The organism is Pseudofrankia saprophytica, from assembly GCF_000235425.2.
Taxonomy (GTDB): domain Bacteria; phylum Actinomycetota; class Actinomycetes; order Frankiales; family Frankiaceae; genus Pseudofrankia; species Pseudofrankia saprophytica.
The window spans coordinates 4,239,024-4,250,079 of record NZ_KI912266.1 but is presented as its reverse complement, the minus strand read 5'-3'; the positions used below and the strand labels follow the sequence as shown (position 1 = coordinate 4,250,079).

Genomic DNA, 11,056 nt, shown 5'->3' with positions numbered 1-11,056 from the left:
CGCGCCGGAACTCCTCGGCGTCCACGGTCACGTCCCAGTCGGGGCACAGGGCGACGACGTTGCCGCGCAGCACGACGGCGTCGGCGCCGCCGAGGGCCCGGCGGGCGTAGTGCGCGCACTTGTGCAGCCGTGGCACCGCCTCGGCCAGCGCCAGCTCGGGCCACAGCGCGTCGAGGACCACCTCCCGGTGCAGCCGCCGCGTCGGGGCGAGAGCCAGCAGCTTCACCAGCGACATCGCGTGCCGCCGGCACCAGGCCGTCTCCGGCACCGGCACGAACCCGCCCGGCCGGGCACGACCGTGCGCGCCGGCCGCGGCCGGCCACGGCTCCCCCGGCGGGGCGGCCATCCCCGGCCTCCCCGCGGCGGGCGCGGCACCTACCAGGACGGCGAACTCCCCGAGCAGCCGGATCTCGACGGGCCGCGCCGGGGCCGCCCGTCCCCGGGACGCGACGCCCGGGTCGGGCCAGGCCGTCGCCCTCGTCACCATCGTCTGTCCTCCGCCTCGGTCCGGGTCCCCGCCGGCGCCCCCGCTCGCCGCTCGCCGTCAGGACCCAAGACTCCAGCCACCGGGCGGCCCGCGACCAGTACGGCTCCTGTACCCGGGGTGTCGCGTGCGCGTCAGCGCATCAGCGAGCCGGCCCACGCCGACCAGAAGTCAGCGCAACCGCCAGAGGCGGATGGTGTTGTCGATTCCCACCGTGGCCAGGGTGTTCCCGTCCGGGGAGAACGTCGCGCCCCACTGGTCCGCGAGGGGCTGGCCGAGCGGGGCCGCGTGGGCCGGGTCGGCGACGTTCCAGAGGTGGACGACGTTGTCCGGCCCGTGGCTGGCGAGCACCGTGCCGTCGGGCGAGAACCTGACAGCCAGCACTCCGCCCGCGTGGCCGGTGAGCGGCGGGCCGAGCGGCCGTGGACGGGCGGGGTCGCTGACGTCCCAGAGGCGGATGGTCCGGTCCCCGCCGGCGGTCGCGAGGGTCTTCCCGTCGGGCGAGAAGGCGACGTTCCACACGCCGCTGACGTGGCCGGTCAGCGGCTGGCCCAGCGCCGCCGGGTGGGCGCGGTCGGAGATGTTCCACAGGCGGACCAGGCTGTCCGAGCTCGCCACCGCGAGGGTGCGGCCGTCGGGCGAGAAGTCGATGCCGAGCACCTGCTGCGCGCCGCCGCCGCCGAACGGCTCGCTGGTGGGCTTCGGGTTGGCACGGTCGCTGACGTTCCACAGCCGCAGCGCCCCGTCCGGGGTGGCGATCGCGAGGAGGTCGCCGTCGGGCGAGAAGAGGGCGCGGTGGCCCACGCCGGGATGGTGAGCGAACGGCTCGCTGAGGGCGGTCGTGCGGGCGGGGTCGTGGATGTCCAGGAGCACGACGTCGGAGATGCCCACCGCGACCGTCCTGAGGTCGGGAGCGAAGGCGACGCCCCACCAGTCGGGCCGAGCGATCGTCGACCGGCCGATCTCGGCCGGGGTGGCGCCGCCGCCCTTCATCTCCCACTGGCGAAGGGCCGCCTGGCCGGTGTAGTCGGCGGTCGTGCCGCCATCGGCGACGGCGAGGCGCTTGCCGTCGGCGGAGAACGCGAACGAGTACACCGTCCGGGACCTGTCCGGGTCGGCGGGAAGCTGCGCGACCAGGGACGGCGGGGTGGTGATGAGCGCCTGCGCGGTCGTCGGCCCCTTCCCGTCGCGGGTGGCCAGGATGGTGATGCCGGTCGCGGCGGCGCCGAGCACGACGCACACGGCGAGGACTACCACGATGAACCCCCAGCGGCCGAACCGCCGCCGGGACGACCGCGCCGCGGGCCCGCCCGGTGCCGCGGGATAGCCCGGGGAAGTGGGGTAGCCCGCCGACCCGGGATAGCCGGGCGGGACGGGCTGGCCGGGCTGGCCGGGCTGTACGTACCCGGCGGGGTTGGACTGGTTCCGCCACGGCTCGGGCCCGGTACTGGCCCAGCCGTAGGGCGCCGGCGTCGGCGCGGGCGGACCGTGCGGAGCGGGCGCGGGGGTCGGCAGTGGCGCGACCGCCGGCCAGCCGCCCGGGGCGGGGGCGGGCGTGTTCCACGGGTGGTCCGGCGCCAGGCGGGCCGTCGACTCCTCAGGCGCGGCGAACGGACCGTGCGCCCCAGTCCCGGCGAACGAGCCACCCGGGCGGATCGTCGCCTCCTCGGACGACCCCGAGGGCTCCGGCCGCTCCCCCGGCGCGGACTGGACCAATGTCTCGTCCGCGTGGATCGTCGGCTCCTCGGGCGGGCCGAACGGGCCGGGCGTCCCAGGCGCGGACGCTGGTCGAACGATCGTCTCGTCCGGGTCGAAGGGCGTGCTCGCGGGCGTGTCGGCCATCAGCTCTTCTCCCCTGGTACGGGCCGGCCGGGCCAGGTGTCCCCCGCGCGACGCATGGTCATTTCGGAGCGACCGTACCGCAAAGCCCGGGCGGGATCACACGGTCTGGGACCGATTCGGGCGTTCGGTCCGAATCCGCTACCGGCCGCCGCCGCGGCCCGCCGACCCGATCCACGACATCGCCGTGGCGACCATCTCGAGGCCATGGCCCCAGGCGGTCGTCCGCCCGTCGACGAAGACTCCCGACGGCAGCCGGTCGGCGATGAGCCGCGCGGCGGTGGCCGGGTGCAGCCGGTCGCGGGACGCCCCGATCACCAGGCAGGGGCAGCGGATCGCCGCCAGCACGTCCAGGTCGAGCCCCGGGTAGGCCTGCCAGGTGAGCAGCGACTGTCGCAGCTTGCCCGGGTCGGCGGTCCGCAGGACCCGGTAGAAGCCGCCCAGCCCGCTCGCCGCCCGCCGGCGGTGCACATACCCCGCGCCCGGCAGCAGCACCCAGCGCAGGATCTCCAGCACCGACGGCGGGCACGGCCACAGCACACGCGCCGCGGCCGGTACCGGCGCGGTGACGTGCGGCAGCAGCAGGATGATCCAGGCCGGCGGTGGGTCGAGCAGCGGATGGGCGTGCAGGGCCAGGACCGCGCCGGTCGAGGCGGCGATGACGCCGTAGCGGCCGGCGGGGGCGACCGTCTGGCTGGCCAGCTCTGCGACGTCCGCGGCCATGTCCGCGACGGTCAGCCGGTCACCGGGGCGCAGCCGGGACGACGCCTTCTCCCGCGTCTCGACGTACCAGGTCCGGTGGCGCGCCGCGAGCGCCGGCAGGGTCTTGCGCCAGCTGTACGGCGTCGAGGACCAGCCGGGCACGAACAGGACCGGGTCGCCCGCGGCGCCCGACGCGCCGCCGAACAGCAACGCTCGCAGGAGCGCGTCCGGCGTGCGTACCGCGCGGACGCCGTCGCGCCAGGGCAGCAGCGGATCCGGGACGTCGCGCCGCCCCCACTCGGCCTCCCGGACGCGCCAGCCCCAGGGAAGGTCCCGGCACTGCTGGTCCCACCACGCCGCGTCCACGCCCGAACCACGTGCCAGCCGTTCCCGGGCCTCGTCCCCGCCCATGCCCGCATCCCTCCCCGACCGCGGCGCGTCGCCACGTCGAGACCGCCTCCGACGGTCAAGGAGACCCAGTGTCGGCGGGAAAGGAGAAGAGGCAGGCACCCACGCTGGTCACTGTCAGGAATACCCGGGTGCCAGCAGGAGAAGGCAGTCGGCGCGCGACAGCGGAGAGTCGCCGCGAGGCGGCGGCGCCGTTCAGCCGCCGGGGTACCGGGCGACCCATTCGGTGGTGGCGCCACCCCAGGGGTCGGCGACGTCGGCGCTGCCTGTTACCTCGCGGACCAGGTCGTCGGCGACCTCGCGGACCAGGCTGTGGCCTTCCAGCTCGTCGAGCCAGTCGGCGGGCAGCGCGTCCTCGCCGAGGGCGGCGCCGACGAGGTTGCCGCAGATCGCGCCGGTCGAGTCGCTGTCGCCGGAGTGGTTCACCGCGGCGAGCAGCGCGACGCGCGGGTCGTCCGCCGCGGTGACGGCGCAGAAGACCGCGATGGCCAGCGCCTCCTCCGCCACCCAGCCCGCGCCGAGCGTCTCCACCCGTCCCGCCATGAGCTCGGGCGAGGCGAGCCCGCCCGCCCCCGGGCCGTCGGCCGCGATCTCCCCGGCCGCGCCGAGGGCCGCCCGCAACGCACGCGCGACCTCATGCCCCACCGGCTCGTCCTCCGCCCGGCGCAGCGCCGACGTCGCCGCCGCGAGCACCGACGCGCCCTCCAGCACCTCGGCGACGATCCAGGCGAACGCGCCGGCGGCGAGGTAGCCGGACGGGTGGCCGTGGGTGAGCACCGCGCACTCGACCGCCAGCGACCAGGCGTCCTCCGGCTCTCGGCGCAGCAGGCCGAACGGCGCCGAGCGCATCACCGTGCCGCAGCCCTTGCTGTCCGGGTTGGCCGGGCTCTCAGGGGTGCCCATCTTCGGCGCCGACAGGCCGGACAGGCAGGCGTTGCCCGGCGCCCGGCGGGCGTAGAGCACCGGCTGGGCCGCGAGCCAGCCGCTCACCTCGGCCGGAGGCTCGTTCATCCGCTGCGTCACCAGCCACCGCTGGTAGGCCTGCCACAGCACGGTGGGCGGGTGGCAGATCCCGCGGGAGCGGCCGCGTACCGAGGCGCGGATCAGGCCCTCGGCGGTGAACAGCGTCATCTGGGTGTCGTCGGTGATCGGCGCGAACACGCCGTACGCCTCCGTCAGCCCGGTGACCCCGTCCGGCCCGTACGCGCGCCGGATCTCGTCCAGCGACAGGAACTCGATGCCGGCGCCGAGGGCGTCGCCCAACGCGCCGCCGAGCAGGCAGCCCCTCACCCGGTCCCGGTAGGACAACACCGCGATTCCCCCTCCACCACCCCTGCGCCCGGGCACGTGCGCATTCGCGCGCCCGACGCGGCCGGCCAGCCGGCCCAGGCCGGACCCGCGGTCGCGCGTGATCCAAGCGTAGGTAACGTCACCGGTGATCGTGCCCCTCGGCGCCCGCGAGACCACGCCAAGCTCCCCGTCCCCGCGGCATCCGCACCCGAGGGTCACGGCGATAACCTCGATGTGGCGCGACAAATCAACCACGGAGCCCACACGTTGCGAGCCTGCCGATGAGCGCGGCCGAGCCCCCCGCCCCGGCTGGCGCGGCGCGGGCGCGCCCCCGGGTGGTACTCGCCGACGACGCGCCCTTCTTCCGTGAGGCGATCGCGGGGCTGCTGCAACGGTCCGGGCTCGACGTCGTCGGTGAGGCCGGCGACCCGGTGGCGCTGCGGGCGGCGGTCGCCCGACTGCGCCCGGACGTCGCCGTCATCGACATCCGGATGCCGCCGACCCGCCGGTTGGAGGGCCTGGAGGCCGCGCTCGCGATCCGCCGCGACCAGCCTCGCGTCGGCGTCCTGCTGCTGTCCCAGTACCTCGAGTCGCACTACCTGCCGACGCTGTTCGGCGCGGCCATCGCCCCGCCTCGGCCGACCGCCGGCGACACCGGTCCCCGCTCCGGCGGCGCGGCTGGCGGCGCGGGCGGCGGCCGGGGCGGGGTCGGCTACCTGCTCAAGGAGCGGGTCGGCGGGGTGTCGGTCTTCGTCGACGCCGTCCGGCGCGTCGCCGCCGGCGGCTGCGTGCTCGACCCGGAGGTCGTCGCGCTGCTGCTCGACGGCCGCCGCCGTCGCGACGTGTTGGCGCGGCTGTCCGCCCGCGAACGTGAGGTGCTCGGCCTGATGGCCGAGGGCAGGTCCAACCGGGCGATCGGCGACAAGCTGGTGCTGACCCCGCGCACCGTCGAGTCGCACGTCCGCAACATCTTCGCCCGCCTCGGCCTGGAACCCGAGGCGGACGACAACCGCCGCGTCCTCGCCGTCCTCGCCTACCTGCGCGCCGAGGGCCGCTGACCAACCTTCCGTAGATCTTCGGTGGCCGGAAACGAGCGCGCGCCAGCGGCGCCGGCGCCGCCGCACCCAACCCCCCAGCCCTCGCCACGACCGCCCCGGGCCGACCACCGTCGGACGAACCGTGGCAGATGGCCGCGCCTATAAGCCTGCTCATCCAACACACATCAAGAGCAGTGCCGCGAAGTGTGTTGGATGAGGGTGTCTGTAGGCACGGCCATCTGCCACGGTCGGTGTTCGTGGGGAGGTGGTCGCGCCGCTTGGGAGGCCGGGCGGCGGGACGAGGGCGGGATGAGTACGAAGGGTTATCGCGCGTGTACGGCTGAGGCGGTCGCTGGCGGCCGATCACGTGAGCACTGGAGGAGTTCTTCCTCCAGTGCTCACGACCGGCGCGCCCGATGCCCGGTTCCCGGGCCGCGCCGGGCGGCCAATCCGCGGTAGTCCAGCCTGTCCGTGGACGGCCGCAGCCACAGATCGACGGACCGGACGCTGGCCATGACGCCATGCCGGCGCAGGCCTGCTAGGCGTTTGACAGCTTCCGCGGGCTCGCGCATGATCACGCAGTGCAGGTCCACGGGGACGCCCGCGCGGCAGCCGTTCCCGTGCAGCCTGGCGCACTCCCCGGTCCTCCGGACGCGATCCCCGCCAGCCGCCCGGCCGCCCCTCCAGCACCACGCCCGGACGTCGAGGGCATCGCCGAGCCGCCGACAGGCGCGAGTGCCGCGCAGGACGGCGTCGGGCCGCGAACCGTCGACGCGGGTGACCACCCCCCACCGCCTGCGGCCGGGCCGGCGCCGCGCGCGACGGTGCCGGCGCGCCGGACCGGGCTGCCCTGGCCGTCGACGCTGGTCGTGGTCGCCGGTGTCGTGCTGGGGGCCGGGCTCGGCGTGTGCTCGCTGGTACTCAAGGCCGAGGACGGCTCGCACCCGCTTCCCCAGACGATCGCCGGGGTCGTCGGCGGATATCTCTTTCTCGCCGCCGGGGCGGTCGCGTATGCCCGCGGCCCCACCAACCGGGTCGGGCCGCTCATGGTCCTCGCCGGGGTCGCCTACTTCGCCGAGGACGTGCAACTGGCCAGGACCGCCTGGTTGTTCGGGGTCGGACTGCTGCTGGGGCAGGCGTCGACCGGGCCGCTCACCCACCTGCTGCTGGCCTTCCCCGACGGGCGCCTCACCTCGCGCGCGCAGCGGGTGCTCGCCGGCGTGACCTACGCCGTCGTCCTGGGGATAAGCCCGCTGTTCACCCCGTTCAACGACACCAGCCAGCTTCCCGCCGGGCGGGTCAACCCCCTCTACATCTGGGGTCCCCGGTCGATGATCGAGACGTGGAGCCGGATCAACGCGGCGATCGGCGCCGTGATCGGGGCCGGGGTGCTCGCCGTGCTGACGCACCGCTGGCTGACGGCGAGCGGGCCGCGGCGGCGGGTGCTCGCGCCGGTGTTCGTCACCGGCCTCGTCGGCGCCGCCGCGACCGTCGCCAGCGGGCTCGGCCCAAGCACCAGCCCGTTGCGGCCCGCGCTGCTGTGGGTCTACCTCGTCGCCTTCGCGCTGCTGCCGCTGGGGTTCCTGGCCGGGATCCCGCGGCTGCGATTCGGCCGTACCAGGTTCGCCACGCTGCTCGCCCAGCTCGCCACCCCGCTACCGCCCGCCGAGCTGCGCGCCCTGCTCGCCAGCGCCCTAGGCGACCCGTCACTGCGGATCGCCTACTGGCGCCCGGAGACGGCGAGCTTCGTCGACGCGGACGGCCAGCCCCTCGACGTGGCGGCCACCGGTGAGGGCCCGGACCGACGAACGGGCCAGCGCCCGTGGCTCGGCCCGGTGGTCAGGCTCGTCGAACGGGACGGGCGGCGGGTCGCCGCGCTGCTGCACGACCCGGCGTTGCGCGAGGACCCGCGCCGCCTGGAGGCGGTCGTGGCCGCGGCGGGGCTCACGCTGGACAACCAGCGGCTCGCCGCGGAGGTACGCGCCCAGCTGGCCGAGGTACGCGCCTCGCGTGGCCGGATCGTCGAGGCGGCCGACGCGGAGCGCCGCCGCATCGAGCGCGACCTGCACGACGGCGCCCAGCAGCGCCTCATCACCGCCCGTCTCGCTGTCCGGATGGCGCAGGACCAGCTTCCCGGCCCCGAACTCGCCATCCTGCTCACGCGCGCCGCGGACGGGCTGGACCTGGCGATACGGGAGCTGCGCGAGCTCGCCCGCGGCATCCACCCGGAGATCCTCACGGAGGCCGGGCTGGTGGCCGCCGTCGAGTCACTCGTCGATCGGGCGCCGTTCGACGTCCGGGTCGTGGCGGCCGACGTGCCGCGGCTGCCGGCCGCGGTCGAGGCGACGGCGTACTTCGTCGTCGCCGAGGCGGTCACGAACGTCCTCCACCACGCCGTGGCGACGCGGGTCACGATCGAGATCGGCCATCGCGGCGGGCGGTTGCACCTCGCCGTCACCGACGACGGGACCGGCGGGGCCGACCTCGCCGCCGGGACCGGCCTGCTCGGCCTGCGCGACCGCGTGTCGGCGCTGGACGGCACGCTCACCGTCCACAGTCCGCCCGGTCGCGGTACGACCGTCCGCGCCGACCTGCCCGCCGCCAACGACTGAGCGGCAGAACGAGCGGCAGAACGGCGGAACTGCGGAAAACAGGCCATCGGCCGCATGTGGGACCGCCTCTCGTCGAAACGCTGAATCTCCGGTCGACTGGTTGACTGTGGGTGTCCGGGGGAGGTCAACGAGTGACCGCACCCATCGGAGCGACGGACCGACCAGCCCTCAGCGCGGCGGCAGTGGCGGCCCGAGGAGAGGTGGTGGCCATGGGTTGGCGCGAGTTCCTGGGACTGCGCGAGCCGCGGCACCCGCACGAACAGGACTACGACCAGCACGACCGCGGACGGGAGCGGTCCGATGACGACCGCGGCCGCCGCGAGGACCACGCCCCGCCGGAGGAGCCCGCCCATGAGGGAGGAGGCGGTTACTCGGAGAACGATGTCCGCGTGCCCGGGCGCGATGTCCGCGTCGAGGACAGTGAATACCCGGGCGAACGCGAACATCTGGGCGAACTCGAGTACCGGGACGAACGCGAACTCCAGGACGAACGCGGGTTTCAGGACCAACGCGGACTCGAGAACGCGACGGATGTCGAGTTCCCGCGCACGCGACCCCTGGAGTCCGGGCAGGACCTTCCGGCTGGCTTCGAGGTGTTCGAGGCTCCCGTCGAACGCCTCGGCGACTTCGGCGGCGCCGACCAGGTCAGCGACACCGAGGTCAGAGCCACCGAGGTCAGCGACTCTGAGGTCAGCGTCATCGGCGTCGGGAACGCCGAGCAGGCGGTCGACCAGTGGCCCACCGGCGACCAGCCGCCTGCCGGCCTGGCCGGCCGGGCCAGCGACCTGGGGCGGGAGCGCGGCGAGCGGTACGCGGTCCACCGGGACCGGTACCAGGAGTTCCTGGCGGCCGAGGCGGAACGTGAGGAGGCGGCCCGCGCCGAGGCGAGCCGGCCCGCCAGCCCCGCCGCGCGGCCGGCCCGGCCAGCTCCCGGCGCCAAGCCGGCCGGCAAGCGCCGGGAGCCCCGGCCCGCCGCCGGCCAAGGCCCCACCCCCACAGATCGCCGCGACGCGCGGTCCGCCCGCGACGTCGGCCGGGAGGGCGACGGCCAGGCCCGGTTAGCCAGTGGTGGCGGCAGCCCCGCCAGCCACCCTGACGACGGCGCGTTCGGGGCGAAGCCGGGTCAGGAGCTGAGCTGGCGGTTCCCGCCCCAGCAGGTGGTCGCGTCGTACCAGACCCACGACCAGGCCGAGCGCGCGGTCGACTACCTGGCCGACGCGCGCTTCCCGGTCGAACGGTCGGCGATCGTCGGCCGCAACCTGACCAACGTGGAGACGATCGGGCGGATGTCGTGGTGGGACTCCACGCTGCGCCTGGTCGGGGGCTGGGCGGTGGCCGGCGCTCTGGTCGGCTGGATCTTCGGGCTGCTGGACTGGGTCTCACCGCTGCGGACGGCCTTCTCGCTGGCGCTGTGGGGCCTGCTGTTCGGCGCCGTTCTCGGCCTCTTCGCCGGCCTGCTGTCGCGCGCGCTCGCCGGCGGACGCCGACAACGGGTGACGCATAGCCACGTCTACCGGGCGGACAGCTACGACCTGCTCGTCGACTCGGAGCTCGCCGAACGGGCCAGGAGCACCCTGGTCCTCGGCGGCTTCCCCGTGACCGGCGCCGTCCGCAAGGACGCGATCTCGTTCCACCACCGCTGACCTCAGCCCCGTCCGTCCCGGAGCGCCCGGCGATCCCGGTGGTCCTGGTGGTCCCGGCCGCGCCCGCTGGGTCCCGCCGCGTGGTCCGCTTTCGGGTGCCCGTCAGTGAGGGCGTCTGATAAGCACGTTCTCGCCGGGCGGATATCGGTGACGCGGCTGAGGCGGTGCTCTGTGGGTGCTGGGACGTGGTGTGTTGTGGGACGCGATGAGTGACGTGACCCGGTGGGAGACGCTGGACGTCTCGGTCGACGGACGCGTCGCCTGGGTGCGGTTCAACCGGCCCGACCGGCGTAACGGTGTCACCACCGCCATGGCGGTCGAGATGTACGGGGCACTGTCGGAGCTCGCGGCGCTGGACACGGTCAGCGTGCTGGTGCTGACCGGCAACGGGGACGCGTTCTGCCCCGGCGCGGACCTGCGTGCCGCCGCCGAGGACGCCGAAGCCGCGCGCCGGCTGCCCGACCCGGAGACGTACCACTCGGCGCGGCTGCTGCACGAGATGCCGGCGCTGACGGTCGCCGCCATCAACGGTGCCTGCGCGGGAGCCGGGTTCGCCTGGGCGGCGGCCTGTGACGTGCGGGTCGCGTCGGCGTCGGCCCGGTTCGCCACGGCGTTCCTGGCGGTCGGGCTGCCGGGCGAGCTGGGCCTGGCCTGGACGCTGCCGCGCAGCGTCGGCGCGGCGCGCGCCCGGGAGCTGCTGTTCCTCGCCCCGAAGATCGACGCGGAGCAGGCTCGGGAGTATGGCTTCGTCAGCCGCGTCTGGCCGGCCCACGAGTTCCGGCGGGAGCTGGACGGCCTGGTCACCCAGCTCGCGGGCCGGCGGCCCGAGGCGATCCGCGAGATGAAGCGCAACCTCGTCGAGGCCGAGCGCCTCCCCCTCGGCGACTACATCACCGGCGAGTCGGCCCGCTACCTGGCCCTGCTCACCGGCGACGGTGCCGACGGCGTCCGCGACCGCATGGCCCAGCGCCGCGACCAGATCCAGGCCGACCACCCCGAGTAACCGGGCCCGGCCGCGCACGGCGGCGAAGCGGGGCCAGC

7 protein-coding genes and 1 pseudogene are annotated in these 11,056 nt (G+C 75.3%); 4 read left to right on the top strand and 4 right to left on the bottom strand.

Annotated features, from left to right (window positions below; all coding sequences use genetic code 11):
* The 4 genes and pseudogenes from FRCN3DRAFT_RS55135 to FRCN3DRAFT_RS0217630 form a co-directional block, all read right to left on the bottom strand.
* Positions 1-487, bottom strand: a pseudogene (locus FRCN3DRAFT_RS55135) (hypothetical protein); the annotation flags it as partial.
* A 168-nt stretch (positions 488-655) separates the two neighbouring features.
* Entirely contained in the window at positions 656-2,326 is a 1,671-nt protein-coding gene (locus FRCN3DRAFT_RS49605) for a WD40 repeat domain-containing protein (protein ID WP_007515318.1), read from the bottom strand.
* A 138-nt stretch (positions 2,327-2,464) separates the two neighbouring features.
* Positions 2,465-3,436 carry an alpha/beta fold hydrolase gene (locus FRCN3DRAFT_RS0217635; protein ID WP_007515319.1) on the bottom strand — a complete coding sequence of 324 codons (972 nt, stop codon included), beginning with the start codon at positions 3,434-3,436 and terminating at the stop codon, positions 2,465-2,467.
* A 192-nt stretch (positions 3,437-3,628) separates the two neighbouring features.
* Positions 3,629-4,744: an ADP-ribosylglycohydrolase family protein gene (locus FRCN3DRAFT_RS0217630; protein WP_035924881.1), complete on the bottom strand. Its 1,116-nt coding sequence runs from the start codon at positions 4,742-4,744 to the stop codon at positions 3,629-3,631.
* 260 nt (positions 4,745-5,004) lie between these two features.
* On the opposite strand from FRCN3DRAFT_RS0217630, the gene FRCN3DRAFT_RS0217625 reads away from it, so the two are divergent.
* The 4 genes from FRCN3DRAFT_RS0217625 (at position 5,005) to FRCN3DRAFT_RS0217610 (ending at position 11,018) form a co-directional block, all read left to right on the top strand.
* A complete protein-coding gene (locus FRCN3DRAFT_RS0217625) occupies positions 5,005-5,781 on the top strand; it encodes a response regulator transcription factor (protein WP_007515321.1) in 777 nt (258 codons plus the stop codon).
* 560 nt (positions 5,782-6,341) lie between these two features.
* Positions 6,342-8,372: a sensor histidine kinase gene (locus FRCN3DRAFT_RS0217620; protein ID WP_232794072.1), complete on the top strand. Its 2,031-nt coding sequence runs from the start codon at positions 6,342-6,344 to the stop codon at positions 8,370-8,372.
* 209 nt (positions 8,373-8,581) lie between these two features.
* Positions 8,582-10,015, top strand: coding sequence for a general stress protein (locus FRCN3DRAFT_RS55130; protein WP_198939440.1), 1,434 nt, complete (start codon positions 8,582-8,584; stop codon positions 10,013-10,015).
* Positions 10,016-10,220: 205 nt separating this feature from the next.
* The gene (locus FRCN3DRAFT_RS0217610) at positions 10,221-11,018 is read left to right on the top strand and encodes an enoyl-CoA hydratase/isomerase family protein (RefSeq protein WP_035924878.1); all 798 of its coding nucleotides are present in this window, start codon (positions 10,221-10,223) and stop codon (positions 11,016-11,018) included.
* The last annotated feature ends 38 nt before the right edge of the window (positions 11,019-11,056 follow it).